Origin of the sequence: Candidatus Rickettsiella isopodorum, assembly GCF_001881495.1 — a bacterium.
GTDB classification, from domain to species: Bacteria; Pseudomonadota; Gammaproteobacteria; order Diplorickettsiales; family Diplorickettsiaceae; genus Aquirickettsiella; species Aquirickettsiella isopodorum.
The window spans coordinates 305,185-331,887 of record NZ_LUKY01000033.1; the positions used below are offsets into that span (position 1 = coordinate 305,185).

The 26,703-nt window shown below is 36.3% G+C and carries 22 protein-coding genes and 4 tRNA genes; 13 read left to right on the forward strand and 13 right to left on the reverse strand.

The window, feature by feature from the left end; genetic code table 11:
• Nucleotides 1–97 precede the first annotated feature (97 nt).
• On the forward strand, nucleotides 98–2,404 hold the full coding sequence (locus A1D18_RS05290; RefSeq protein ID WP_071662756.1) for a DNA translocase FtsK: 2,307 nt from the start codon (nucleotides 98–100) through the stop codon (nucleotides 2,402–2,404).
• Nucleotides 2,405–2,804: 400 nt separating this feature from the next.
• Here A1D18_RS05290 and A1D18_RS05295 read toward each other — a convergent pair whose 3' ends face one another.
• Nucleotides 2,805–3,797 carry a malate dehydrogenase gene (locus A1D18_RS05295; RefSeq protein ID WP_071662757.1) on the reverse strand — a complete coding sequence of 331 codons (993 nt, stop codon included), beginning with the start codon at nucleotides 3,795–3,797 and terminating at the stop codon, nucleotides 2,805–2,807.
• 36 nt (nucleotides 3,798–3,833) lie between these two features.
• Nucleotides 3,834–4,631: a 3'(2'),5'-bisphosphate nucleotidase CysQ gene (gene cysQ, locus A1D18_RS05300; protein WP_071662758.1), complete on the reverse strand. Its 798-nt coding sequence runs from the start codon at nucleotides 4,629–4,631 to the stop codon at nucleotides 3,834–3,836.
• 165 nt (nucleotides 4,632–4,796) lie between these two features.
• Between cysQ and ispD the strand changes: the two genes are divergently transcribed.
• Nucleotides 4,797–5,504, forward strand: coding sequence for a 2-C-methyl-D-erythritol 4-phosphate cytidylyltransferase (ispD, locus tag A1D18_RS05305; protein ID WP_071662759.1), 708 nt, complete (start codon nucleotides 4,797–4,799; stop codon nucleotides 5,502–5,504).
• A gap of 27 nt (nucleotides 5,505–5,531) precedes the next feature.
• Here ispD and A1D18_RS05310 read toward each other — a convergent pair whose 3' ends face one another.
• The 10 genes from A1D18_RS05310 to hemB form a co-directional block, all read right to left on the reverse strand.
• The gene (locus A1D18_RS05310) at nucleotides 5,532–6,992 is read right to left on the reverse strand and encodes a peptidylprolyl isomerase (protein WP_071662760.1); all 1,461 of its coding nucleotides are present in this window, start codon (nucleotides 6,990–6,992) and stop codon (nucleotides 5,532–5,534) included.
• A 125-nt stretch (nucleotides 6,993–7,117) separates the two neighbouring features.
• Nucleotides 7,118–7,194: transfer RNA gene (locus tag A1D18_RS05315), tRNA-Asp, on the reverse strand.
• Between the two features lie 11 nt (nucleotides 7,195–7,205).
• A tRNA-Val gene (locus A1D18_RS05320) sits at nucleotides 7,206–7,281 on the reverse strand.
• A gap of 42 nt (nucleotides 7,282–7,323) precedes the next feature.
• Nucleotides 7,324–7,602, reverse strand: a complete 279-nt coding sequence (locus A1D18_RS05325; RefSeq protein ID WP_071662761.1) for an HU family DNA-binding protein — start codon at nucleotides 7,600–7,602, stop codon at nucleotides 7,324–7,326.
• A gap of 249 nt (nucleotides 7,603–7,851) precedes the next feature.
• Entirely contained in the window at nucleotides 7,852–10,341 is a 2,490-nt protein-coding gene (gene lon, locus A1D18_RS05330; RefSeq protein WP_071662762.1) for an endopeptidase La, read from the reverse strand.
• A 20-nt stretch (nucleotides 10,342–10,361) separates the two neighbouring features.
• The gene (gene clpX / locus A1D18_RS05335; RefSeq protein WP_071662763.1) at nucleotides 10,362–11,681 is read right to left on the reverse strand and encodes an ATP-dependent Clp protease ATP-binding subunit ClpX; all 1,320 of its coding nucleotides are present in this window, start codon (nucleotides 11,679–11,681) and stop codon (nucleotides 10,362–10,364) included.
• Between the two features lie 203 nt (nucleotides 11,682–11,884).
• Nucleotides 11,885–12,550, reverse strand: a complete 666-nt coding sequence (gene clpP, locus A1D18_RS05345) for an ATP-dependent Clp endopeptidase proteolytic subunit ClpP (protein ID WP_071662765.1) — start codon at nucleotides 12,548–12,550, stop codon at nucleotides 11,885–11,887.
• Between the two features lie 88 nt (nucleotides 12,551–12,638).
• Nucleotides 12,639–13,967 (reverse strand): trigger factor, encoded by a 1,329-nt coding sequence (gene tig, locus A1D18_RS05350; protein ID WP_071662766.1) that lies wholly within the window; start codon nucleotides 13,965–13,967, stop codon nucleotides 12,639–12,641.
• A 43-nt stretch (nucleotides 13,968–14,010) separates the two neighbouring features.
• Nucleotides 14,011–14,097 (reverse strand) — tRNA-Leu (locus A1D18_RS05355).
• 40 nt (nucleotides 14,098–14,137) lie between these two features.
• Entirely contained in the window at nucleotides 14,138–15,139 is a 1,002-nt protein-coding gene (gene hemB, locus A1D18_RS05360) for a porphobilinogen synthase (RefSeq protein WP_071662767.1), read from the reverse strand.
• A 173-nt stretch (nucleotides 15,140–15,312) separates the two neighbouring features.
• Between hemB and rplM the strand changes: the two genes are divergently transcribed.
• The 10 genes from rplM (at nucleotide 15,313) to A1D18_RS05410 (ending at nucleotide 22,732) form a co-directional block, all read left to right on the forward strand.
• The gene (gene rplM, locus A1D18_RS05365; RefSeq protein ID WP_071663023.1) at nucleotides 15,313–15,750 is read left to right on the forward strand and encodes a 50S ribosomal protein L13; all 438 of its coding nucleotides are present in this window, start codon (nucleotides 15,313–15,315) and stop codon (nucleotides 15,748–15,750) included.
• Nucleotides 15,751–15,753: 3 nt separating this feature from the next.
• Nucleotides 15,754–16,206, forward strand: coding sequence for a 30S ribosomal protein S9 (rpsI, locus tag A1D18_RS05370; protein WP_071662768.1), 453 nt, complete (start codon nucleotides 15,754–15,756; stop codon nucleotides 16,204–16,206).
• Between the two features lie 77 nt (nucleotides 16,207–16,283).
• A complete protein-coding gene (gene petA / locus A1D18_RS05375) occupies nucleotides 16,284–16,859 on the forward strand; it encodes a ubiquinol-cytochrome c reductase iron-sulfur subunit (protein ID WP_071662769.1) in 576 nt (191 codons plus the stop codon).
• Between the two features lie 87 nt (nucleotides 16,860–16,946).
• Nucleotides 16,947–18,191 carry a cytochrome b gene (locus tag A1D18_RS05380; protein WP_071662770.1) on the forward strand — a complete coding sequence of 415 codons (1,245 nt, stop codon included), beginning with the start codon at nucleotides 16,947–16,949 and terminating at the stop codon, nucleotides 18,189–18,191.
• Complete coding sequence (locus A1D18_RS05385) at nucleotides 18,179–18,970, forward strand: cytochrome c1 (protein ID WP_084028756.1); 792 nt, start codon at nucleotides 18,179–18,181, stop codon at nucleotides 18,968–18,970. The genes A1D18_RS05380 and A1D18_RS05385 overlap by 13 nt, the downstream gene beginning before the upstream one ends.
• Before the next feature lie 37 nt (nucleotides 18,971–19,007).
• On the forward strand, nucleotides 19,008–19,658 hold the full coding sequence (locus tag A1D18_RS05390) for a glutathione S-transferase N-terminal domain-containing protein (RefSeq protein ID WP_071662771.1): 651 nt from the start codon (nucleotides 19,008–19,010) through the stop codon (nucleotides 19,656–19,658).
• 4 nt (nucleotides 19,659–19,662) lie between these two features.
• Nucleotides 19,663–20,049 (forward strand): ClpXP protease specificity-enhancing factor, encoded by a 387-nt coding sequence (locus A1D18_RS05395; RefSeq protein ID WP_071663025.1) that lies wholly within the window; start codon nucleotides 19,663–19,665, stop codon nucleotides 20,047–20,049.
• Nucleotide 20,050: 1 nt separating this feature from the next.
• Nucleotides 20,051–20,500, forward strand: a complete 450-nt coding sequence (locus A1D18_RS05400) for an ATP-dependent zinc protease family protein (protein ID WP_071662772.1) — start codon at nucleotides 20,051–20,053, stop codon at nucleotides 20,498–20,500.
• Nucleotides 20,497–21,378 (forward strand): 30S ribosomal protein S6--L-glutamate ligase, encoded by an 882-nt coding sequence (gene rimK / locus A1D18_RS05405; protein ID WP_071662773.1) that lies wholly within the window; start codon nucleotides 20,497–20,499, stop codon nucleotides 21,376–21,378. The genes A1D18_RS05400 and rimK overlap by 4 nt, the downstream gene beginning before the upstream one ends.
• Nucleotides 21,379–21,433: 55 nt before the next feature.
• Complete coding sequence (locus A1D18_RS05410; RefSeq protein WP_071662774.1) at nucleotides 21,434–22,732, forward strand: replication-associated recombination protein A; 1,299 nt, start codon at nucleotides 21,434–21,436, stop codon at nucleotides 22,730–22,732.
• Nucleotides 22,733–22,741: 9 nt separating this feature from the next.
• Here A1D18_RS05410 and A1D18_RS05415 read toward each other — a convergent pair whose 3' ends face one another.
• Entirely contained in the window at nucleotides 22,742–26,173 is a 3,432-nt protein-coding gene (locus A1D18_RS05415) for an acyl-[ACP]--phospholipid O-acyltransferase (RefSeq protein ID WP_084028757.1), read from the reverse strand.
• Nucleotides 26,174–26,485: 312 nt separating this feature from the next.
• On the opposite strand from A1D18_RS05415, the gene A1D18_RS05420 reads away from it, so the two are divergent.
• A tRNA-Pro gene (locus A1D18_RS05420) sits at nucleotides 26,486–26,562 on the forward strand.
• The last annotated feature ends 141 nt before the right edge of the window (nucleotides 26,563–26,703 follow it).

The window sequence follows — 26,703 nt, forward strand, 5'->3', positions numbered from 1 at the left end:
TGCGAGTTGAACGGCAACGCAGACAAAAATTCACAAGTGCGAAGAGTATATTCCAAAAAGACTGTATGCTTATGTATGACCTAAATAAGGAGCACTCTTGAAAAAAACCAGAACTGAAGAATTTTTACAGTTAAGTCTTAAACAACGTCTACTAGAAGGTCTACTCATCGTGAGTGGAGCCTTGGCTCTTTTTTTATTTTTAGCTTTATGGACTTATCATCCTGTGCTATCTATTAAAACCTCAATGAACATAGCAGGCCGTTTAGGAGATCAACTAGCCCATTTCTTTTTTAATAGTTTTGGCTCCTTAGCTTATTTATTTCCTGCATTATTATTGTATGGAGGATGGCAATGTTTTAAAGGTCGTTTTTCCAGTTTATCTTTTAGTTATCCTTTTTTAGCTTTACGTCTATTAGGTTTTATTACTATTTTCATTGCAGCTTGTGGACTCGCTGCTTTGCACAGTACACAGACTACACACGGCTACACTCCAGGTGGACAATTAGGAAATATCGTTACAAAAAGTTTTGTTGTCCAATTTAATGTGGTGGGCAGTACATTATTTCTATTAGCGCTTTTATTAGCCAGCACTACGCTTGCAACCGGTTTTTCTTGGTTAAGTATTATCGATAAAATAAGCAGCTACATTATGGTAATGCCAGGAAAAATCGTAGAAAAATTAAAAAAAATCACCCTTTATGTAATAAAAAAAAGAGGGGCTGAAAAAATTAAGCCTCGTGTAAGTACTTTGTATAAATCCGATACATCAAACACTTCTAACAGGCAACCTTCATCTCAATTTAATCCCATAATTAATTCCCCTATACCTAGCTCAGAAGAAGTTCATCATAATCCACTTTCTATTAAGCCTTATTCATCACCTACCACCTTAGTTTCGAATAAAAAAAATGTTATTAAATCTTCTCTTCCCTCATTAACTCTTTTAGATCCCGCTGAAAAATTGAGTAAAGAAGGATACACACGCGATGAACTAGAACAGCTATCAAGAGATGTTGAGCTGCGTTTAAAAGACTTTGGGATACAAGTACAAGTTGTAGCCGTACACCCGGGACCCGTAGTCACTCGTTTTGAAATGCAACCCGCCGCAGGAATTAAAGTAAGCCGTATCACAGGGCTCGCTAAAGATTTAGCTCGTTCATTATCTGTAGTAAGTGTACGTATTGTGGAAGTTATTCCTGGTAAGTCCGTCGTTGGACTCGAAGTCCCTAACAAACACCGAGAAATTGTTCGGCTCAGTGAAATATTAAGTTCAACCGCTTACCAACAAGCACGATCACCGCTCTCGCTGGCCTTAGGCAAAGATATAGCCGGCCATCCAGTCATCGTTGATCTAGGGAAAATGCCACACTTACTGGTTGCTGGAACAACAGGCTCAGGAAAATCGGTCGGTCTCAATGCCATGCTGCTGAGCATTCTATATAAAGTAACACCTCAGCAAGTTAGGCTCATCATGATAGACCCAAAAATGTTAGAGCTAGCTATTTATGAAGGCATTCCTCATCTTTTAGCCCCTGTTGTTACCGATATGAAAGAAGCAGCGAATGCCTTACGCTGGTGTGTGGCAGAAATGGAACGCCGTTATAAATTGATGGCACATTTAGGAGTACGAAACTTAGCAGGATATAATCAAAAAATACAAGAAGCTACTGATAAAAGACAACCACTTAATGATCCATTTTGGAAGCCAGAACAAAGTGACAAAGCAGAAATTTTAGAACATCTTCCCTATATTATCGTATTAATCGATGAATTTGCTGACATGATGATGGTGGTTGGCAAGAAAGTTGAAGAGTTAATTGCAAGAATCGCGCAAAAAGCCAGAGCGGCAGGCATCCATTTGATTTTAGCCACGCAAAGACCCTCTGTCGATGTTATCACTGGCTTAATCAAAGCAAACATTCCCACACGTATCTCATTTCAGGTCTCATCGAAAATTGATTCACGCACTATTCTGGATCAACAAGGCGCTGAACAATTATTAGGTCATGGAGATATGTTGTATTTAGCACCAGGGACTGGTGTTCCTATTCGAGTGCATGGTGCTTTTGTAGCTGATCAGGAAGTCCATCACGTTGTCAGTGCATTAAAAAAATCTGCTGCTCCAGAATATAGACTTGATCTCACTCAAACTAACCTTAATGAAGGCGGAGATTTAGATTTTTTAGATAATACTTCAAGTGAAAAAGATGCGCTGTATGATCAAGCCGTACAAATTGTTATAGAAACGCGCCGAGCTTCTATTTCTAGCATTCAGCGACGACTAAAAATTGGCTACAACCGTGCAGCACGGTTAATGGAAGATATGGAGAAAGCAGGCTTAGTTAGCGCTATGGAAAGTAATGGAAATCGCGACATCCTCATCCCTGATAGATTAAATGAATAAACTTCACATAGTTTATTCCATATAAATTATTAGATTTCTTAGAGAGGCTACCAACCCAAAAATTTTTTCTAACTCTGATGAAAAAATAGTATTTTTAGTGTCTCAAAAAGCTCATCTTTTCTGTATAAATACTTTTAAGTTTATTTATAAATCAATTTTAAATCAAAAGATAATATTTTATTAGAAAACTATTTCTATAAAAACTTTTTTATTTAGACAATTAGAATATAATTCGGTATTATTTTTTAATTGTTAAAAAGGTTCTACAAATAATTAAAATTAGAGCATAAAAATAATAATTTTCGGCTTCTTTGCAAAAGAAAAAAATATTTTGTAATTGTACGGGAAGATACTTCAATTAAAATAAATCCACCGTACAATTTTTTTTCACTTAAATGCCTCAGTTAATTAAATCCATTTCCTTTACTTCATTTTTTTCAGCACGTAATTCATTTAAGCTCAGTTTAATTTTTTCCTCTCCAAATGAATTATGCTGAATATCCGTTACTATACTAAACTGACCATTTTCAATCCGGCTAGGGAAAGAAAATATTAATCCCTCATCCACTCCATATTGACCTCTCGAACATGAAGCAACAGAAAAAAAATCATCATTTTTAGTATCATGTGTTAAATGATAGATACTTTCCACTATCCCATTGGCAGCAGAAGCAGCAGAAGAAGCCCCTCTAGCTTTAATGACAGCGGCTCCTCGAGTCTGCACTATTGAGATAAAATCATCTTTTAGCCATTGTTCATCACGAATAACTTCCATGAGAGGTTTTCCCGAAATTTTAGCATTATAATAATCAGGATATTGTGTTGATGAGTGATTTCCCCAAATTGCCATTTGGGTCACTTCTTCAACTGAAACTACCGCTTTTTTTGCCAATTGTGCACTAGCCCGATTTTCATCTAATAAAGTCATAGCAAAAAAACGGGTCTTGGGAATATCGGGTGCATGGTGCATGGCAATTAAACAATTGGTGTTACAGGGGTTACCTACCACAAAGATCTTTACATCCGCAGCAGCATAGGCATTGATCGCCTTTCCTTGTGGGGCAAATATGCTGCCATTTATCTTTAACAAATCCGCACGTTCCATGCCCTCTTTACGTGGCATAGAGCCCACTAAAATAGCCCAATTGATATCCCTCATCGATTCCTTTAGCTCACTGGTACAAATAATATTTTTTAACAACGGAAAAGCACAATCATCAAGCTCCATAGCGGTTCCATGTAAAGCAGGAAGGCTTCTATCCAGTTCTAATAAATGGAGTATCACGGGTTGATCAGGGCCAAACATTTGGCCTGAAGCGATACGAAATAATAAAGCATAACCTATTTGGCCAGCTGCTCCGGAAACGGCTACTTTAATTGGTTTTTTATTCATACAGATTCCTATAAGACTAATATGTAGTTAATTTTTTTATCTGGACTTAAGATAATGTAACCAAGGATGTCTTTTATCCCCTACAGCTAAAAAATTAGCTTTCTGTAAAGAAATTGACAGGTTATATTGCAATTCCTGACCCGTATTATCTATAACTAGACCTCCCGACTCATTAAGTATGCATTGACCTGCTGCTGTATCCCATTCAAACGTAGATGAAAAACGCGGATATATATCGGCTAAACCTTCAGCAACCCAACAAAATTTTAACGCACTTCCACAAAACAATAAATTTAAACTAGAAAACTGAGCTAAAAAATTCTTTAGCTCCTCCCGGCCATGCCGTCGACTCACTACCGCAGTGATAAGCTGCTTTTCTTTCCAAACTCGGCTACGGATAATTTTTGGTTGGGTTTGACCTATTTGCTTATAGGCTCCCGAACCTTTTCTGGCAAAATAACAAATATTCGTATATGGAACAAATATAACGCCTAAGCTTGGCTTATTTTGTTCAATTAAAGCAATATTAATAGTAAATTCGCCATTTTTTTCCAAAAATTCTTTTGTTCCATCCAAAGGATCAATTAACCAATACTTCTCCCAAGTCTGTCTTTTTTGATAAACAATAGGTTTTGATTCTTCAGAAATAATAGGTAAATCAGGCGTTAATCGGCGTAATCCTTGACAAATACAATGATGAGAGGCTAAATCAGCAACAGTTATAGGGGATTTATCTATTTTATATTCAACCTTAAAATCATTTTGGTAAATATTAAGAACTTGATTTCCGGCTTTTTTAGCGAGAGAAACTACTTCATTAAGCAAAGAATTCATAAGTTGGCAGTATACAGCTCATTAAGAAAATACGAAAATATTAAACCTGGTTAGAGACGGGAGTAAAATAAACAAGGGATCCCACCCAATTGATGCTTTATTAGCCTCCCATAAACTGGCTGATAATTATTATCCTATTCGAAGATACTCTACTGATATATTATAATGAAAAACCTAATTAATTATTTTGCAATAGTCCCAGCCGCAGGTGCGGGAAATCGCATGCAAATAGATTTACCTAAACAATATATATCTATTAATGGAAAAAAAATACTTGAATACACATTAACCACTCTACTAAACTATCCCCAATTTAAAAAATGTGTTGTAGTAATCAATAAAAATGATAACTATTGGTCAGATCTACAATTTAGTTCCCCTCATCTACTCACCGTATTAGGAGGCGAAGAACGCTCTCATTCGGTATTTTTTGGCTTATTGGCTTTAAAAAACTTTGCAAAAAAAAATGATTGGATATTGGTACATGACGCAGTTCGACCACTTTTACATCCAAGCGATATTGATAAACTTATTGCTCATTTAGACGATCATCCTGTAGGTGGGTTATTGGGGCATCCGATAAAAAATACCGTTAAATATATAGATAATCAGCGATTTGAAACATTGGATAGAAAAAAATTATGGGCAGCCTTAACTCCACAAATGTTTCGCTACCATTGGCTGGTTAACGCGCTTGGTTTTGCTATCAAAAAAAACCAATTCACTACGGATGAAGCTAATGCCATCGAGTTAATCGGCCAGCAACCTAAAATGGTAGAAGGACGTACAGATAATATTAAAGTAACCCATAAGGAAGACTTAAATTTACTTAATTATTATCTTTCTATTCGACCAGACCTCTGCCCTTCTTAAGTTAAAATTTAAAGTGCTTATCAACAACTATGGAATTAATTTTACTTTTTTCAATAAGTTATTTGTGTAAAGAGTATAATCTAACTGGCCCAAATTCTTAGCTATTTCTTCACGATAAAGCTTTTTTGTTGAATTATTTAGTAGCGGTGGAGGAGCTTCATCGTAAACAGCCATTAGTCTGACCAATACATAATCTCCATTTTCCAAACTAAAACCTTTCATTGATAACAAAGCAAGAATATGCTTATTAGGTGGAGTTAAAGTAAATACCGTATTTATAACTTCCTTATTTAATTTCTTATCATACCGATTTGCCTGCTTAATAAACTTCCATTTTAATTTTTTGCTTTCTAAATTAATAGGCGTAGAACTCATTTTTTCCAAGTTTCTGAGTAAATTTTCTCCAAATTGCCGCGCTTTAGATATAGCTAGTTGTTTATTCAAGATTACCTTGATCTTTTCTCGCACCTCGTTATTAAAGGGCTGTATACCCGCAGGCTGGTATTTTTTAATTCGTAAAACGATGGCGGTATTTGAATTAATATCAATCACAGGACTATTATTTCCTTGTAAAACATCCTGACTAAATGTGGCAGCAAGTATTTTTGAATTTTTACTCAAGCCCTTTTTTCCACCTGCTTTATCAAAAAAAGCGGTGGAATGTATCTCCAAACCCAATTTATTTGCTGCGATGGCTAAAGAATCAGGGTGCATATAAGTTAAATTAGCTAATTTAGCTCTATTTTCTAGAAATTTTTTTTCATCTTGGAAGGAAAGTTCGATATATTCAATGCTAGCCTGCTCTGGCTGACTAAAACTCAGCTTATTTTTCTGATAATATGCAAAAATTTTGAAGTCAGGGAGGTTTTTCTGTTCTGAAAATCTTGAATGAGGAATAATAAGATAAGCAAAATCTCTTTTTTGATCTCTATATTTTATGTAGTTACTAATATCCTGAGGTAACGCAAATTCGCTTTGTGTTATTCCTTGCTTGACCTGATTAATAAGCAAGGTTTTTTTTATATCACCTAGAAATTCAAGCTTAGTATAATTGAGGGCATGTAATACATCGTAAAATTTTTCAATAGAAAAACGACCTTCAGATTGAAATGCTGGAATTTGCAATAAAACAGAATCTATTAAAGACTGACTAATGCGGTATTTGGATTGTAAAGCAGCCTGAAATAAAACTTGTGTTGTTTCCCATTCCCGCAAAATTTGCCGTCTTAATTCCTTCGCCATTTTTCCATCATTAGAAAATTTTTCACCGAAACGATCCCGTGTTTGCTGATAGGCACGTTGATACGCCTTATCAAAATCACTCTGAAGTAATGTTTGGCCAGCGATCTTAGCGACTACCTTATTATTTCTTCCTGCATTAAGCTCTAAATAGCCATGGATACCCCATAGAGTAAAAACAATAATTAATAATCCAATTACGGTATTGGTTATCCAACCTTGTGTTCTATCACGAATGGATTGCAACATAGTAAAGAAACTTTAGTTAATCTAAAAGAGATTTAAGAAATATAATACTATCTAAACTCTAGTAAGAACATTTTATTATTCTGACTTTAACCTTGTTTACATTTATATTTAAAATTTTAGAGAACTGGCGGAGTGGACGGGACTCGAACCCGCGACCCCCGGCGTGACAGGCCGGTATTCTAACCAACTGAACTACCACTCCCGCAATATATATGGTGGGTGCTGTAGGGATCGAACCTACGACCCTCGCCTTGTAAGGGCGATGCTCTACCAACTGAGCTAAGCACCCTGTCGAAAGGGACGTCATTCTAAACTTATTTACAAGATATTGCTACTCTTTTTGCACAGCATCTTTTAGTGCCTTTCCTGCTTTAAATGCTACAACATTACTTGCCTTAATATGTAAAGATTCTCCAGTCTTAGGATTACGTCCAGTACGTGCTTTTCGATGACGAACACAAAGTGTAGCAAACCCAACTAAACTAACATCTTCTCCTTTACATAACGCTTTAGTAATAGAATCTAGAATTTTTTCTAAAGTCTTTCCAGCAACATTTTTTGGAACTTGCGCTGCTTCCACAATAACATCAACTAAATCTGATTTATTCATATACCCTCACAACGGTAGAAATTAAGACCCAACCCTTTAAATTAATTTTAAGCGTCTTGCTATAGATTATAAGTGGAACTGTTTATATCAATAGCGTGAATCCTCTGTCAAGGGAATAAGAGTTATATACTCTTCGCACTTGTATTTTTGTCTGTGTTGCCACTCAACTCGCAATCCTCATGTATCTTGAATACACTCCGGTTGCTCATTCTCGGGCGCCTTGCCAAAAATCCAATTGCTGTGAGCATGCTAACGAGTATTTGTCGTAGGATTAATTTTCGCTTGATTTTTTTTATCAACCAGCTTGATAGGTACAGTCATTTTTTTTTCACCCTTCTTTCTAGCATTAGACTTAACTGAAGCTTTTTCTGCATGTTGTAAAGCGATATCCAAAACTTGATCTATCCAACGAACAGGGTGAATAATTAAGCCTTCTTTAATATTTTTAGGAATTTCTTTCAGATCCCGTTTATTTTCTTCTGGAATAATAACTTCACGTATGCCTCCACGATGCGCTGCTAGTAATTTTTCTTTTAAACCACCAATCGGCAAAACTTCACCGCGTAAAGTTATTTCTCCTGTCATCGCGACATCAGCCCGTACAGGTACTTTAGTGATCGCAGAAACCAATGCAGTACACATACCTATCCCTGCACTAGGTCCATCTTTAGGTGTTGCGCCTTCAGGAACGTGCACGTGTATATCTTTTTTCTCATAAAAATGAATAGGGATGCCTAATACTTCAGCTCGACTTCGAACCACTGTTAATGCCGCCTGTATTGACTCTTGCATCACCTCGCCCAAATGACCTGTATAACTTGTTTTCCCTTTTCCAGGAACAACTGCGGCTTCGATAGTTAATAAATCACCGCCGACTTCTGTCCAAGCTAAACCACTTACCTGTCCTACTTGGTCATGTTGCTCAACTAATCCATAACGATAACGTCTTACACCAAGATATTTTTCTAAGTTATGACTAGTCACGGTAATTGATTTCACACTAGGTTTACGCGCTATTTCTGTAACAACCTTCCGGCAAGTTTTAGCAATTTCGCGCTCAAGGCTACGAACACCCGCTTCACGAGTATAATAACGAATAATATCTTGCAATGCGCTTTCCGCCAAAATTAATTCTTTGTTTTTTGACGTAATTTTTAAACCGTTTTGGCTAAGTTGTTTAGGTAATAAATGTTGTTTAGCAATATTAATTTTTTCATCTTCAGTATATCCAGGTATACGAATAACTTCCATACGATCCAATAATGCCGGCGGAATATTCAACGTATTCGCCGTAGCAATAAATAAAACTTCAGATAAGTCATAGCTTACTTCTAGATAATGATCATCAAAAGCATGATTTTGTTCAGGATCTAATACTTCTAGCAATGCCGCTGCAGGATCGCCCCTAAAATCCATCGCCATTTTATCGATTTCATCAAGCATAAATAGTGGGTTTTTGACTCCCACTTTAGCCATTTTTTGCATAATTCGACCGGGCATAGAACCGATATAAGTACGTCGATGTCCTCTAATTTCTGCTTCGTCACGCACACCACCTAAAGACATACGCACAAATTCGCGCCCTATAGCCTCAGCAATCGATTGCCCTAAAGATGTTTTTCCGACTCCTGGTGGTCCTACCAAACATAAAATAGGGCCTTTTAATTTTTTAACACGTTGATGAACTGCCAAAAACTCAATAATACGTTCTTTGACTTTTTCTAATCCGTAATGCGCTTCTTGCAAAACTTTTTGTGCTTTGTCTAAATCGTAACGAACCTTACTCCGCTTATTCCAAGGAAGAGATAAAATCCAATCTAAATAATTTCGACTCACAGTCGCCTCTGCGGCCATAGGCGACATAGATTTTAATTTATTCAATTCAGAGATTGACTTATCCTTTACCTCTTTAGGCATTTTTGCCTTTTCGATACGCTTTGCGAGATCATCAAGTTCATTCGTAACGCCTTGAGACTCACCCAATTCCTTTTGAATCGCTTTTACCTGCTCATTTAAATAATATTCGCGCTGGCTTCTTTCCATCTGCTTTTTAACGCGCCCACGAATTCGCTTTTGTATTTGCAGCAAATCAATTTCACTTTCAAGAAAAGCTAATAAGCGTTCTAGACGTTTTTTTAATGGAAAAATCTCAAGTATCTCTTGTTTCTCTTGAATTCTAAGCGTCAAATGTGCTGCGATCATATCAGCCAACCGACCTGGATTATCAATACTCGATAAAGTGCTTAAAATCTCTAAGGGAATTTTTTTATTTAATTTAACGTATTGCTCAAATTGACTCAGAATTGTTCGTGTCAAAACCTCAATCTCTTGATCAGGCTCAACAGGGGGTATACCTACGACTTCGATCTCTGCAGCTATATAATCCTTCTCTTGGAAAAACTGTTTAACCTTACCTCGTTGGGAACCCTCAACCAACACTTTAACAGTACCATCTTTCAATTCTAACAATTGTAAAATGGTAGCGATTGTTCCAACTTGATAAAAACCTTCGATAGTAGGGCTATCTTCAGCAGGATTCTTTTGCGCAATGAGTAAAACCTTTTTCTCAGTGCTGGATTCAGTCATGGCAGTTTCCAAAGCTTTTATCGATTGTTTTCGACCTACAAATAGTGGTATCACCATATGAGGATAAACTACGACGTCCCGTAGAGGGAGTAGAGGAAGCTTCTCTGAAAGTTTAGAAGTCGTTGCCCCGCCGCTTGTTAGTTGCTTTGCCATAAATTCAACCTTTGAAAGATTTACTCGCTACCCGCCGCTATTTCTTTATTATCTACTTCAATTTCTTTTTCTTGCTTGTAAATCACCAAGGGTTTTACTCCCTTGCTGACGGTGCTTGCTTCAATAACAATTTTATTTACGTTCTGCATAGAAGGCAATTCATACATCGTATCTAATAAAACACTTTCCAAGATTGCACGCAAACCTCTTGCGCCTGTTTTGCGCTCTAAAGCTTTTCTCGCCACCATTTGCAAAGCATCTTCACGGAATTCTAAATCGACATTGTCCATTTTAAATAATTTGAAATATTGTTTGATCAAAGCGTTCTTGGGTTCCTTTAAGATTTGAATCAGCATTTTTTCATCAAGTTCTTCTAAAGTTGCAATGACAGGTAAACGCCCTATTAACTCGGGTATAATTCCATACTTAATCAAATCTTCTGACTCAAGTCGATTTAACAAAGTTGTTAAACTTCTCTTATCACCTTTGCTACGCACATCAGCAGAAAATCCAATTCCTGTTTTCTCGGTACGTTCACGAATAATTTTTTCTAAACCAGAGAAAGTACCACCACAAATAAATAAAATATTAGTCGTATCTATCTGTACTGTTTCTTGATTAGGGTGCTTACGCCCACCTTGTAAAGGTACTGAAGCAACAGTCCCTTCAAGTAATTTGAGTAACCCTTGCTGAACACCTTCACCTGAGACATCTCGAGTAATCGATGGATTTTCAGCACGACGGCTAATTTTATCAATTTCATCTATGTAAATAATTCCTAGCTGAGCCTTTTCAATGTTTCCATTGGCCGCTTGTAATAATTTTTGTAAAATATTTTCTACGTCATCACCCACATAACCCGCTTCAGTTAAGGTCGTTGCATCGGCGATAGCAAAAGGTAAATTAAAAACCCGCGCTAAAGTTTTTGCGAGTAAAGTTTTACCGCTTCCGGTAGGACCTATAAGCAATACGTTACTCTTACTAAGTTCCGTATCGTCTTTTACATTTAGCGGATGAAGGCGTGCTTTTTTAATTAATTCTAGCCGCTTATAGTGGTTGTAAGCGGCTACAGATAATATTTTCTTGGCAAATTCTTGGCCTATGACAAATTCGTTAAATACTTCATGGATCTCTGATGGCTTGGGGATCGATATGCACCCTTCCTGACGCGGAACTTCCTGCTGAAACTCTTCTTGCAAAATATCACTACATAGCTGCACACACTCATTACAAATAAAAATAGAAGGACCTGCAATTAATTTTGGCACTTCATCCTGACTTTTACCGCAAAATGAACAGTGAAGAGGCCCCGAGGTTTTATCGTTTATGGAACTACTCATATTTATTACCTCAACAAACTATTATTCATATATTGATATATTCTTCGCACTTGAATTTTTTGTCTGCGTTGCCGCTCAACTCGAAATCCTCATGTATCTTGAATACACTCCGGTTACTTCATTCTCACGGCGCCTTGCCAAAAACTCAATTGCTGTGACTGTATTTAAACAAATTTTTAAAATACTTTCGAATAAAAACCTACTTAATCAACTGATGAAGTAGCTAAAAACTCTTTAGTTTTCCCAGCTTCTGTACGTATTGTTAAAACCGCATCAATTAAGCCATATTTTATGGCTTCATGAGCTCCCATAAAGTTATCACGATCGGTATCACGCAAAATTTGTTCCGTATTTTTTCCTGTATGTTTAGCCATTATATTATTAATCCTTTCTCTAACTAACAGCATCTCACGAGTATGGATTTCAATATCCGTTGCTTGCCCCTGATAGCCCCCTAATGGTTGGTGGATCATCATCCGCGCATGGGGTAAACAATGGCGCTTTCCTTTCGTCCCGCCACAAAGTAATAAAGCCGCTGCGCTAGCCGCTTGACCGATACACATCGTACTTACATCGGGCTTGACAAATTGCATGGTATCGTAAATAGCTAAACCAGAAGTCACCACACCGCCCGGTGAATTAATATAAAGTGAAATATCTTTATCAGGATTTTCAGATTCTAAAAAAAGCATTTGCGCAATAATTAAATTTGCCATATGGTCTTCAATGGGACCCACAACAAAGATAATACGATCCTTTAATAAACGAGAATAAATATCATAAGCCCTTTCTCCTCGACCGGTTTGCTCAACGACCATAGGGACTAATAATGAGTTCGTTATTTCCTTTGGTAAACTGCGTAAATACATAGTTACTCTCTAAAGATAAAAATAAATTGATTGCTACTACTAAGATATAACATATCTGCTATTTAACAAAGCTAATATCATTAACCAATTAGCTGTTATTCCTCACTTCAATACTCTCCCCCACACGATTTTTCCCTGTGAGATCCATGACCTCCGAATATTCAGTTGCTTTTTCAATATATTCTACTTCTTCTAGCAACTTATCAATGACTTGCTCTTCTAAAACTGAAGAACGAATGTTCATCATCATATTCTTATCTTTATACAGCTTATCCCGCACCATTTGATCAAATTGAAATGCTCCCACTAATTTATCAATATGTTGTTGAACTCGTAATTCGTCAACATGCAAGTGATGCTTTTCAATCAGTGCATTAAATAATAACCCGAGCGTAACTCGACGGCGCGCCATTTGCATTAAATCTGCTTTTTGAATTTCAGATAAGCCTATTTTATCCTTATCTTGTTGTTTCCGTTGCCTAAAAATATCTTGTTCTAAACGTTGATATTCTTGATTAAGCGCTCCCTGTGGTAATTGATTAATAGCGTGTAGGGTAACCAATTTATCTATAGCCTGAGTTTTTAATTTTTCACGCAACTTTCTATCTAATTCTATCTGCATATGTTCTTTAACTTGACTTTTTAGGGCTTCGATAGTTCCTTCTTTAATATCAAGCTTTTTTGCAAAAGCATTATCTAATTTGGGTAGTTTAGCTTTAGCGACCTTTTTTACTTTTATTGTTGCCGAGTAAACTTGTTCAGATCCACGCTCTTTCGGGAGTGAAATCGATAAAATGTCCCCCGCTACACTCGATAGAAGTACTGAAAATCCCTCAGGAATTTTATCTTCCTCGAGAACCCATTGTAAATCTCTACGTGTTTTTTCTTCTGCATCAGGAAAAACCATATCAAAACTAATCTGATCCCCGTAAGAAGCTTTATCAGGTACTTCAACCCACTCAGCATATTGCTTACGCATTTGCTCTAATACCTTATCAATATCTTCTGCGGTTATATTAACTTGAAGTCTTTCTAAACTAACACCTTTTAATGTAGGCACTTCTACCTGCGGATAAACTTCAAAACTAGCTGTATAAGTAAGATCTGTACCCGGCTCCGCTTTTATGGAGTCAATATGGGGCTGACCTACTGGATTTAAAGTTTTTTGCTCTAAAGCATTGGATAAACTCATTTGTAAAGACTTTTCTATGACCTCTTGCCATATGCTAGTTCCATAGAGCTTCTCAATATGGCTAGCTGGCACTTTTCCGGGTCGGAATCCATCTAAACGAGTCTTCTTTGCCAATTCAAGAAGGTGTCGCTTCTTTCTCTCTTCTAACTGGCTAATAGGCACTATGACCTTTAGACGTCGAGTAAAGTCATCGACACTTTCTACCGAAACTTGTATTTCATTCATAAATTTTAAGGCTCTTATCGTTGTAAAAATCCTTGGGCAATGCTGGTGCGAAAGGAGAGACTCGAACTCTCAAGGGTTTAAACCCACTGGAACCTAAATCCAGCGCGTCTACCAATTTCGCCACTTTCGCAAAGGTCGTTAATTATACAGGTATCTTATCATGAAAAAAATCAATCTAGTGAATTTGTCAGCCAACTAGCTGCTTGCTTGGCAAAATAGGTCAAAATACCATCAGCTCCAGCCCGTTTCATAGCCAATAAGCCTTCCAAAATACTTTCACGCTCATTTAAATAGCCCTGCATAATAGCTACTTTTTGCATCGCATATTCGCCGCTTACTTGGTAAATAAAAGTAGGTATACCGAATTGTTGCTTAATACGATAAAGAATATCCAAATAGGGCATTCCTGGCTTTACCATGACTATATCTGCTCCTTCAGCAAGATCCAATGCTACCTCTTGTAAAGCCTCATTACTATTGGCTGGATCCATTTGGTAGGTTTTTTTATCCCCTCCATTTAACTGCCCAGAAGTTCCTATTGCATCACGAAAAGGTCCGTAAAAATGGGAGGCGTATTTGGCGGAGTAGGCAATGATTTGGGTATTTGTATAACGCTTCTCCTCTAAAGATTTACGAATCCAACCAATTCGACCATCCATCATATCAGAAGGAGCTAAAGCATCCACACCCGCTTGTGCATAACAAAGCGCTTGTTTAACCAAAATTTCTATCGACTCATCATTTAAAATAACTCCCTGTTTAGATAAAAGACCATCATGACCATGTGTTGTATAAGGGTCAAGAGCAATATCTGTGATTATTCCCATTTCTGGAAAATTTTTTTTTAATTCCCTTGCTGCATGGGGAATTAAACCTTCTGGATTATAGGCTTGACAAGCATTCCAGCTTTTATCTTTTATAGGTATAACTGGAAATAGCGCAATAGCAGGAATTCGCAACTGTTGTAAAACAGCCACTTCATCCAACAAATAGTCTAAAGAAAATCGCTCTATCCCAGGCATAGTGGCTATCTTCTGTCTTTTATTATCCCCCGGAAGCAAAAATACTGGATAAATTAAATCATCACAGCTCAGTCTAGTTTCACGCATTAAGCGCCGACTAAATCGATTTTCTCTTAAACGACGTAATCGCGTATGAGGAAACTGGCGCATAGAGTACCCCTTTAACTTATTCTATGTTTTGGAGTACTTTAACTTATAAAATCACATATACAAACAATACTTCACGCTATACTTGTATTGTTTGTTTTATTTTTGTTAGAATCACCGCCTCTACTCATAAAGTAGCTAATTGCATTTTTAGAGAGCTTCGGAGCTTCCCAGTTATGAAAACATTGATGGCCAAACCTGGCCTTATTGAACAAAAATGGCTTTTGATTGATGCCTCAGGAAAAACCTTAGGTCATCTGGCTACTAGAATAGCTCATATTCTACGGGGAAAGCATAAGCCAGAATTCACGCCTCACGTTGATACTGGGGATTATATCGTCGTTATTAATGCAGAAAAAGTAACTGTAACGGGCGCAAAAGCTAAAAATAAATTATATGAGCGCTATACAGGTTATCCTGGCGGGTTAAAATCCATTACTTTTGAAAAGTTACAAAAAAGTTTTCCTACTCGAATTATTGAAAAAGCTGTTAAGGGCATGCTACCTAAAAATCCTTTAGGTTATGCCATGATAAGTAAGCTAAAAGTCTATGCTGGCTCTATACATCCTCATAGCGCTCAAAACCCTGAACCAATTAGTATTGATAGGTTATAAATTATGGCACTAGAACAGAATTATGGTACGGGTCGTCGCAAAACAGCGACTGCTCGAGTATTCCTCAGAAAAGGAACTGGTATTATCAAAGTAAATGGTCGTACTTTAGAAAATTATTTTGGCCGTGAAACCGCTCAGATGGTTGTTAATCAACCTCTAGAAGTTGTTGACCAGATGGGTAGATTTGATATCACAGTGACAGTTTCTGGCGGGGGAAGCAGTGGTCAAGCTGGCGCAGTTCGACATGGGATCAGCCGAGCTCTAATCAATTATGATGAAGTAACTACAACCGATATTAACGATGGCGATACTCATAGCGGTGAAGCTAGTAATGATAGGTCATTTCGTCGATTATTGCGGCACGCTGGCTTAGTTACTCGCGACGCAAGAAAAGTTGAGCGGAAAAAAGTAGGTCGACACAAAGCCCGTAAAGGAACTCAATATTCAAAACGATAATCATCGTATTATTTATTGGAATGTTTTGGACCTAAGTGTATTTATAAATAATTATATATTTTTCAACGACGAAAGAAATGGAAGAAGATCGTCGCCAATTACTAGTTATTATAATAGCTATCATGGCTGGATTTGGTATAGCTACTGCTAGCAGTATCCCATTTTTAGCATCATTACAGCCAAGCGCAGAAACTCTCGTAGCTACTGCTTCTATTGAAGTTGATTTAAGTCATTTAGCGCCAGGGGAATCCATGGTGGTTGCTTGGCAAAATAAGCCTATTTGGATAATCCGACGAACCCAAGCGATGTTAGATAATCTTCTGAACATTCACCCCTTATTACGCGACCCAGATTCTTTAACTGAACAGCAGCCTTCTTACGCGCGTAATGAATACCGTTCACTTAATCCAGAATATTTAATACTTATCGGCTTATGTACACATTTAGGATGTTCCCCACAATTTAAACCCAAGCAAGGAGAATTAAATCGCAAATGGCCTGGAGGACTCTATTGTCCATGTCATGGCTCTAAGTTTGATCTTGCTGGGCGGGTTATGAAAAATGTTCCTGCTCCAACTAATCTCAAAATTCCTCCTTATCGGTTTACAAATGAACATACTGTTGTCATAGGTGAAAACCCAAGGTTAGTATAAATGCAAATATCACTATACTTGCAGCAATTGAATTTTTGACAATACGCAAGTTAAGCAAGGAGTGCATATAACCATGGGGATTACGAGTTGAACGGAAACACAGACAAAAATTCCCGTAAAAACAGTATATTCAATTGGTTATCCGAACGTTTACCAATTAATGAGTATATTCACCAACATTTAACACAATATTATCTACCTAAAAATCTTAATTTTTGGTATTTCTTTGGTTCTTTAAGTCTATTTACTTTTTTTTTACAAATTTTAACGGGTATATGGCTAACCCTATTTTATACCCCTACACCTGCAGAGGCATTTAATTCCATCGAAATAATGATGCGAGAAGTACCTTATGGGTGGCTATTACGCTATCTACATTCTACTGGTGCTTCAGTTTTTTTTATCCTAATTTACGCACACATTTTTCGAAGCCTTTTATATGGATCCTATAAAAAACCTAGGGAGTTGGTTTGGTTGTTAGGCGTATGCCTTTACATTATTTTGTTACTCGAAGCATTTCTCGGATATTTACTTCCTTGGGGGCAAACATCCTATTGGGCAAGCCAAATTGGCACTTCATTGCTCGAATCAATTCCTAAGGTTGGCGAAACGCTAACACTTTGGATTCGCGGTAATACGATCGTATCAGAAGAAACTTTACATCGTTTTTTTGCACTCCATGTGATAGCTATGCCTTTATCATTGGTATTTTTAATTCGACTACACCTTATTGCTTTACATAAAGTTGGCTGTAATAATCCAGAAGGAATTTCTATATCAACAAAATCAATCTTACCTAATAAAACATTCTCTAGAGTCCCTTTTCACCCTTATTACACGGTCAAAGAATTGTATGCTTTACTAATTTTTTTGTTTATTTTTTCCATTATTGTATTTTTTGTTCCTGAAATGAATGGATATTTCCTTGAAGCAAATAATTTCATTCCAGCAGACCCTTTATTAACTCCTAGCCATATTAAACCACTATGGTATTTAGCACCTTTTTATGGTGTGTTATGTGTTATTCCTAATAAATCATTAGGTATTTTAATTATGGGGGCTTTTCTTTTCATGCTATTTATGTTGCCCTGGCTCGATCGCAGCCCAGTTCGATCGATGCGATATCGTGGTTGTTATTCTCGCTTCGCTTTAGCAATTTTTATACTCAGTTTTGGTTTACTTACCTATATGAGTACAACCCTACTGACACCAGATAAGACACTTTTTATACAGATCTTACTGCTCAACTATTTTCTTTTTTTTTTACTGATGCCCTTCTATACAAAATATGAAAAAAATAAACTATTACCAAGACCCCTATGCGGAAAATAATAGTTAGTGTTTTTTTTCTATTTATCTTTATATTTTTATTTTTTAGGATAGCAAATCCTTTTGAAAATAAACGAGTAAAATTCTCAATTCCACCATCTAATCTTGCTTCAGTACAACGTGGAGCAAAATATTTTATGAATTATTGTTCAGGGTGTCATTCGCTACACTATATGCGTTATAATCGACTTGGAGTTGATCTGAACATTGATGATCCATTCAATTCAGCCCCTCAACAACGGTTAAAAGATAATCTTGTTTTTACTCAGGCTAAAACTAGCGATACAATAAAATCAAGCTTACATAAAAAAGAAAGCTTATTATGGTTTGGAAAGCCTCCTCCAGACCTTTCTTTGAGTATTCGGGCAAGAAGTGCTGATTGGGTGTATAATTACTTACTTAGCTTTTACTTGGATGATACGAGGCCTTTTGGAGTTAACAATAGTTTCATTAAAAACACCGCGATGCCGGATCCATTAGCGATAATACGTATGGATACCAATACCTATCATACTAATATTAACGATAGATCATCCCTAAAAATTATCAATCGTACCTACTCACATTCTAATAAAAGTAGATTAAAAGCTCCTATGTTAGAAGGAATAGTGATTGATTTAGTGAATTTTTTAGCTTATACAGCTGAACCTACAAAAAATAATCGCCAATCATTGGGTAAAAAAGTATGCGGATTTTTGTTGTTATTAACCTATTTTGTTTATCTTTTAAAAAAGAAAATCTGGGGAAATATAGAAAAAATAAACATTTTTCATAATCCATGAAAAGTATTTTAAATTATTAATATGGAGAACCTTTTATATGGCACAACCTGCCGGTAAACGTTCAACTATGTGTTTATATGCAAATATCAATGACCCTTATAGTCATAGGGTACGTATTGTTTTGGCGGAAAAAGGGATTAGTGCGGAAATTATAGAGGTATCGCCTACAGAATTACCTGAAGGTTTGTTACAACACAACCCTTATGGTACTGTCCCTACTATTATTGATCGAGATCTCGTCCTTTACGAAACAAATATTATTACCGAATATTTGGATGAGCGTTTTCCTCATCCTCCTTTATTACCCGTTTATCCAGTAGCTCGTGCCAAAAGTCGACAGATGATTTATCGAATTGAGCGTGATTGGTATCCTCTATTACAACAAATAGAAAGTACATTAAATAATACTAAAACAACCAAGCCTACAGAGTCTATGCATGCTGCTCAAAAGAAATTAGAAGGTAGTTTGGCTAGTCTAGCACCTATATTTGCTGGTAAATCATTTTTCTTGAGTGACGAATTTACTTTAGTAGATTGTTGTATGGCGCCGTTATTATGGCGTTTACATCGTTTAAATATTAAACTAGCACCTATGCCAAGTGCTATCAAAGAATACGAAGAGCGCTTATTTAAACGCCCCTCATTTAAAGCAACTTTAAATGAGGTCGAATTTGGAGTGAAAATTTAAAATGATGACCTCAAATCGTTCCTATTTATTACGTGCATTTTATGATTGGATTATTGATAATCAATTAACCCCGTATATTCTTTTAGATGCTGAACTACCTCATGTAGAAGTACCAAAGCAATGTATTAAAGATGGTAAAATTACTTTAAATATATCTACTGACGCTATATTAAATTTAAAAATAGATACTCAAGCGATACAATTTGAAGCGAGTTTTAATGGACAATCGATGCTTATTTACGCACCTATTCAAGCGGTATTGGCCATCTATACGCGAGAAAATGGTCAAGGTATGGTATTTACAGAAGAAGAAAGCAGTGATGAGGGTGGAAATAATCCCCCTCCTAGAGTTAGACCAGGTACAAAACCTAAACTCTCTATTGTTAAATAAAATGTCATCGCCAATCATAATTGGGTGGAGGGAATGGGTCTCTTTACCTGAATTAGGGATACCTCGTCTGAAAACAAAGGTAGATACTGGCGCACGAACCTCAGCTTTACATGCCTGCCGCGTAGAAATTATTGAAAGAACTCCCCATCAAAAGAAAGTATGCTTTATCATACATCCTCAACCACGACGTTTCCCAGAAAAATCAATTAGCTGTGTTGCTGATTTAATCGATATACGTGAAGTTACCGATTCTGGTGGCCATAAAGAAAATCGATGTGTTATCCAAACCTCTATCGTTCTCGGCACACAATGCTGGCCCATCGAAATTACTTTAACAAGCCGAGATAACATGCGTTTTAGAATGTTATTAGGCCGAACTGCATTAAAGCACCGCTTTATTGTTAATCCCACTCATTCTTATTTATACAGCAAAAGAACTATAATCCCATGAAAATTGCAATTTTATCTCGCCGTCCAAAACTGTATTCAACGCGTCGTTTAGAAGAAGAAGCTAAGAAAAGAGGGCATCAAGTTAAAATTATAGATACCCTCCGATGCTACATGAATATCACGACACAAAATCCATATATTCACTATAAGGGTAAGATTTTGGATAAATTCGATGCCATTATTCCAAGGATTGGAGCTTCAATCACTTTTTACGGCGCCGCATTGGTCAGACAATTTGAAATGATGGGCGTATTTGTTGCAAATAACTCAATTTCTATCACCAGAGCTCAAGATAAACTGCGTTCCTTACAAATTCTATCTCGAAAAGGAGTAGGTTTACCTATTACCGGGTTTGCTTATTCTCCTGATGACATTCAGGATCTAATCAGCATGGTAGGTGGTCCCCCTTTAGTCATTAAAATTTTAGAAGGGACACAAGGTATTGGTGTAGTACTTGCTGAAACTCAACAAGCTGCTATTAGTGTTATTGAAGCCTTTTTAGATTTACAAGCCCATATTATGGTCCAAGAATATATTAAAGAAGCTAAAGCGGCAGATATTCGTTGTTTTGTAGTCAATGGTAAAGTTATTGCTGCAATGGAACGCCAAGCTAAATTAGGAGAATTTCGCTCTAATATTCACCGCGGAGGTACTGTGCGGCTTGCTAAAATAACCTCTGAAGAGCGTGCAACAGCAGTTCGAGCGGCTAAGGTTATTGGTCTCAATATTGCAGGCGTTGATTTATTACGATCCAACAGAGGTCCTTTAGTAATGGAAGTAAATTCATCTCCTGGATTAGAAGGAATAGAAAAAGCCACACAAAAAAATGTTGCTGAAATTATTATTAAATCTATCGAAAAAAGATCCAACAAGCATTAATCCTTAATTAGCATAACTGTTGACTCTATAATGCTGTCATCGTATAAATCAAGAGATGATAACGAATATATACCCATTTTCACCCTTGGCAGCGCGATTACGCCCCCAACATTTAGATGAATTTTTTGGTCAAACTCATTTATTGGGACCCCAAAAAGCATTGCGGCTAACCCTATTGAGCGGTCAATTACACTCAATGATCTTATGGGGACCTCCGGGAACAGGAAAAACAACTTTAGCTTCATTAATAGCAAATCACATTCAAGCCAGATTTGTCTCTTTATCCGCATTACAATCAGGCGTTAAAGAAATAAGAAAACTTGCAGAGCATACAAAAGTTCAACTCAATACGACATCACCCAAAAAAACGATATGTTTTATTGATGAAATTCATCGTTTCAACAAATCTCAACAAGACTCACTTTTACCTTTTGTTGAATCCGGACTCTTCATATTAATTGGCGCTACGACAGAAAACCCCTCTTTTGAAATTAATAATGCTTTACTTTCACGAACTCGCATCTATGTACTAAAAAAATTGCGTGTAGAAGAAATCCTTCAGATCATTGATCGAGCTTTAAGTGATACTAAAAATGGATTAGGTAGTAAAAATTTAATGATGAAATCTTCTGTAAAAAAACAATTAGCGTATATTGCTGACGGAGATGCCCGTCAGGTTTTAAACCTTCTGGAAATTTCCGCAGACTTAGCAGAAAATAACATTATTGACGAAAATACTTTAAGAGCGATCACTCAAACTAATTTACGGCGTTTTGATAAAAATGGAGAGTTCTTTTATGATCAAATTTCTGCATTACATAAATCAGTACGCGGAACCGATCCAGATGCTGCCCTTTATTGGTTAGCACGTATGCTGGACGGCGGATGCGATCCATTATATATTGCAAGGCGAGTTGTCAGAATGGCTAGTGAAGACATTGGCAATGCGGATCCGCGTGGTTTACAAATTGCTTTAGATGCTTGGATGGCACAAGAACGTTTAGGTAGTCCTGAAGGTGAGCTTGCCTTAGCTCAGGCTATAGTTTATTTGTCCTGTACTGCAAAAAGTAATGCTGTTTATACCGCATTTAATGCGGCGATGAAAGATGCACAAGAAAACGGTACGATGGAAGTCCCTTTACATCTGCGGAATGCCCCTACTCAATTAATGCGCAAATTAGACTATGGAAAAAACTACCGTTACGCTCATGACGAACCTAACTCTTATGCGGATGGAGAACACTACTTCCCTAAAGAATTAAAGGATCGGCAATATTATTTTCCCGTCCCACGCGGTTTGGAACTTAAAATCGCAGAAAAACTTGCACGTTTAAAAAAATCAGAAAAAATATAAAAAATGCTTTTAATTTTGTTCTTCTAGCCAAATTTTAACCGCCATATAATTTACCTTACCGCTACCTAATAATGGCATGCTATCAATAAAATATAATCTTCGCGGTAAACTTAATTCAGGTAATCCCTTTTCTTTGAATGCTTTAATAAGCATAGGCCGAGTTGCAAGTTTATAATCCGTGACTAAAACAAGTTGTTCTCCTTTTTTAGCATCTGGGACACTTAATATTGCATGATGTTTATCTGGCCATAAGTCATAAATTATATTCTCTATTGCTGTTAAAGAAACCATTTCCCCACTAATTTTTGCAAAGCGTTTGGCTCTGTCTTTTATAGTCAGATATCCTTCGGCATCTACCTCCACAATATCTCCCGTATCATACCAACCATGGCTGGGGGGAATAATTTCGCCAATTTGTTCCTTGCTTAAGTAACCTAACATTACATTAGGACCAGATATTAATAAACGCCCTCCCTGCTTAATTTCAGGAACAGATTCAATCTCATAGCGAATACCTGGCAAAAAATTCCCTACGGTACCCGGTTTATTTTGCATCGGTGTATTAACACTAATAACTGGAGACGCTTCCGTTACGCCATAACCTTCAAAAATACGAATTCCAAATTTTTCCATCCATAGTTTACGGGTTTTTTCCTTTAATTTTTCTGCGCCCGCGAAAACATACCGAATGCTGTAAAAATCATAGGGATGGGCATAACGACCATAACCTGCTAAAAAGGTATCCGCTCCAAACATAATCGTTGCATTACATTCATAAATCATATTAGGGACTTTACGATAATGTAAGGGGGATGGATAAATAAATGTTTTTATTCCATGATAGATAGGTAAAATGATACAAGCGGTTAATCCAAAAGCATGAAATAGTGGTAATGAACTAAAGAAAATATCTCGTTGATTAAAATCGACCTGTGTAGTCATTTGCGCAAGATTAGCTTGTATATTTTTATGACTAAGAACCACTCCTTTAGGGTCACCTTCTGACCCAGAAGTAAATAAAATCACTGCTGGATCTTGTGGATTGGTTATTTTTTTTAATTTTTTATAATAGTAATACTGAGGGAATCGGCTGAGTAAACTCGCTTTTAATTTGTCTTTCCAAGTAATCTCTTCCTTTAAATCCTCTAAATAAATAATTTGAATAGATTTTTCGTTCAAGCGGTTAATGAGTTCGAATAAATTAGCTACCTCAATAAATTTTCTGGAAGTAAGTATGCTATGAATTTGTGCAACATGACACGCTGTTTCTATTTGTGCAGAACCTGCTGTGTAATTTAGTAAAGCGGGTATCCTTCCATAGGCTTGTAATGCAAAAAAACTAACGACTGCACTCGTCATATTAGGCAACAAAAGCCCTACTGTTTCTTGATATTTAATATAACGACAAATATAAGGACCTAAAATAAAACAGCGCGTTATTAGTTGATTATAGTTAATCGCTACTCGAGTAATATCTTCTAATATTTTTGTAGGCCCCTTATGAATTGACTTCGCTTCTAATAAAGATTGAAACAAGGTTTTATTGTAATCTGTGCTTCGAAATAACATCTCCACCATCATGTCATAAAGCTGATTACTAATAACCTGCCTTCTTTTTCGACTGCTCATAGTAGGATCAACAATAAACTTCCTGGGTGGTAAAATTGAAATATAAATTTTTGGAAACCAACGTATTTGAACTTTACCTCGTAAGCGGGAAAAAGGAGTATATTGGGCACCCTGTAAACGAATAGGCAGCAAATTAACTTTAGCATGATCTGCTATTAATCCTGGTCCTTCATAAAGTTTCATCAGCGCGCCGGTTGTAGTAATCCTTCCTTCAGGAAAAATTACACATTTTTGTCCTTTCTTTACCTCTTTAATTAAAGTTTTAATAGCTAAAGGATTTAAAGGATCTAACTCAAAAACTTTAGAAAAATATAGAAAAGGCCGTATCCACCAAATACGTGATGTAAAACTGTTAATCGCAAATAAAAGTTCATCAGGCAAAAATGCATAAATTAAGACAACATCTAGAAAAGATGTATGGTTGGCTACAATAACTACACTTTCACCTGCGCCTTTATAATTCTCAAAACCACTTAACTTAACATCATAAAGACACCTTAATATTTTTCGTAAAAATGGCTTAATCAATCCTTGGGGTATTAATCGTGTTGCATATATGGCCAATCCTGTATTAATAACTCCTAATAATAAAAAAATCTGTGTAACATTTAAATCAATTTTAAGTAAAAAAACGATAATGATACTAGCAATGACTATAAATAAAGAGTTAATAATATTATTAGCCGCTATAGTTCTAGCACGATGTTCGGTAGCCGTATCTGTTTGAATTAAGGTATACAGAGGCACCGCATAAATACCACCACTAACTGATAAACCTAATAAATCTATACAAATTCGCCAATGTGTTATCGAATGAAAAAAGCCAGCGAAATTAGTCAGTTTTTCCGTATTATGGATTAAATGGTTGGAAGCAAAATAAAGATCAGTCATAAAAATACTCATCAACCAAAGGCTAATGGGTATCCATTTCATACTTATTCTATGCTTTAATAATCGATTACAAACTAATGACCCACAAGCAACTCCTATTGTAAAAATAACTAAAAAAAGTGTCACCACGCTCGCATCTGCAAACAAAATATTTTTAGTAAAACTAGGAAATTGCGTTAAAAACGTAGCGCCTATTAACCAAAACCAAGAAATAGCAAGTATCGCTAAAAAAACCCTTTTTTCAGCTTTTACTTTCTGAATTATTTTTACTGAAGACTTAATAAAATGTAAATTTAATTTTAAATTAGGGTTTGCTTTAGTAGTTGCTGGAATATAAAAACTAGCGAATAATCCCAGGCCTGCGATAGAAATTATTATGGTTGAAATCCATCTTAAATCCGTATGATTAGCGATTAATAATCCACCTAAGATGGTTCCTATCAAAATAGCAATAAATGTGCTCGCCTCCACTAATGCATTGCCTGCAATTAATTCATTTTTTTCTAACAAATCAGGTAAAATAGCGTATTTAATAGGGCCAAAAAAACTTGAATGCATACCCATAAAAAATAAAACTAACATCAATAAACTAACTGAGTGAAGATAAAAACCTAAGCTTGCCAACAACATAAAAATGCATTCGAATCCTTTGATAATCATTGTCAAATATCTTCGGCTTAGCTTATCGGCTAACTGTCCCGCAAATGCTGAAAAAAGAAAAAAGGGTAAAATAAACAATCCAGCCGCGAAAGTGACTGAAAGCTGCTGCAGTAATAGGGATTGTGTGATGAACTGATAAGTAATTAAAATGATTAAAGCATTTTTAAAAACATTATCATTAAATGCACCCAAGAATTGAACTAACAATAAGGGCACAAATCGTCGATTCTTTAGCAAAGAAAATTGCGTAAATCCGGGCATAAACCCTCTTTAATGAGGCGCACTTAGCCTCCTCTAAAAAATTTTTACTAGTATATCATATGAAAAACACTCGCTTTAGAACCTATTTTTTTAAATTCTGATAGAAATTTTAATTCGAGTTAGTAAAATTAAGTGGATTAAAAAAATTGAATAAATATTTTAGATGCTTATTAGACACCAAGCAAAGATATGATAGATAGACCAGTTGATATTAATCGATTGCGCAGGTATTATCCTTACCCGCAGTTGGCACAAGTTTTTGCTCATTAAAGGGACTTCATTAGCCAACTCTAACGTTAGTTTGGTGAATTACGGGGTATAGCGCAGTCTGGTAGCGCGCCTGCTTTGGGAGCAGGATGTCGGGGGTTCGAATCCCTCTACCCCGACCAAATTTTGGTATTGATACTTAAATTTTAATCAGTAAAATCGAGTCAATTAACTATATCAAGATAATTAAGTAAAACAAGGTATACTAGTACTATTTTTAGTCTTGTTAGCATTCAAGGATAATCATTTAAAGAAAAATATTG

Coding starts and splice junctions, on each gene's coding strand:
- A1D18_RS05295 (WP_071662757.1), bottom strand. CDS start 3,797: ATGAATAAAAAACCAATTAAAGTAGCCGTTTCCGGAGCAGCTGGCCAA.
- cysQ (WP_071662758.1), bottom strand. CDS start 4,631: ATGAATTCTTTGCTTAATGAAGTAGTTTCTCTCGCTAAAAAAGCCGGA.
- ispD (WP_071662759.1), top strand. CDS start 4,797: ATGAAAAACCTAATTAATTATTTTGCAATAGTCCCAGCCGCAGGTGCG.
- A1D18_RS05310 (WP_071662760.1), bottom strand. CDS start 6,992: ATGTTGCAATCCATTCGTGATAGAACACAAGGTTGGATAACCAATACC.
- A1D18_RS05325 (WP_071662761.1), bottom strand. CDS start 7,602: ATGAATAAATCAGATTTAGTTGATGTTATTGTGGAAGCAGCGCAAGTT.
- lon (WP_071662762.1), bottom strand. CDS start 10,341: ATGGCAAAGCAACTAACAAGCGGCGGGGCAACGACTTCTAAACTTTCA.
- clpX (WP_071662763.1), bottom strand. CDS start 11,681: ATGAGTAGTTCCATAAACGATAAAACCTCGGGGCCTCTTCACTGTTCA.
- clpP (WP_071662765.1), bottom strand. CDS start 12,550: ATGTATTTACGCAGTTTACCAAAGGAAATAACGAACTCATTATTAGTC.
- tig (WP_071662766.1), bottom strand. CDS start 13,967: ATGAATGAAATACAAGTTTCGGTAGAAAGTGTCGATGACTTTACTCGA.
- hemB (WP_071662767.1), bottom strand. CDS start 15,139: ATGCGCCAGTTTCCTCATACGCGATTACGTCGTTTAAGAGAAAATCGA.
- rplM (WP_071663023.1), top strand. CDS start 15,313: ATGAAAACATTGATGGCCAAACCTGGCCTTATTGAACAAAAATGGCTT.
- rpsI (WP_071662768.1), top strand. CDS start 15,754: ATGGCACTAGAACAGAATTATGGTACGGGTCGTCGCAAAACAGCGACT.
- petA (WP_071662769.1), top strand. CDS start 16,284: ATGGAAGAAGATCGTCGCCAATTACTAGTTATTATAATAGCTATCATG.
- A1D18_RS05385 (WP_084028756.1), top strand. CDS start 18,179: ATGCGGAAAATAATAGTTAGTGTTTTTTTTCTATTTATCTTTATATTT.
- A1D18_RS05390 (WP_071662771.1), top strand. CDS start 19,008: ATGGCACAACCTGCCGGTAAACGTTCAACTATGTGTTTATATGCAAAT.
- A1D18_RS05395 (WP_071663025.1), top strand. CDS start 19,663: ATGACCTCAAATCGTTCCTATTTATTACGTGCATTTTATGATTGGATT.
- A1D18_RS05400 (WP_071662772.1), top strand. CDS start 20,051: ATGTCATCGCCAATCATAATTGGGTGGAGGGAATGGGTCTCTTTACCT.
- rimK (WP_071662773.1), top strand. CDS start 20,497: ATGAAAATTGCAATTTTATCTCGCCGTCCAAAACTGTATTCAACGCGT.
- A1D18_RS05410 (WP_071662774.1), top strand. CDS start 21,434: ATGATAACGAATATATACCCATTTTCACCCTTGGCAGCGCGATTACGC.
- A1D18_RS05415 (WP_084028757.1), bottom strand. CDS start 26,173: ATGCCCGGATTTACGCAATTTTCTTTGCTAAAGAATCGACGATTTGTG.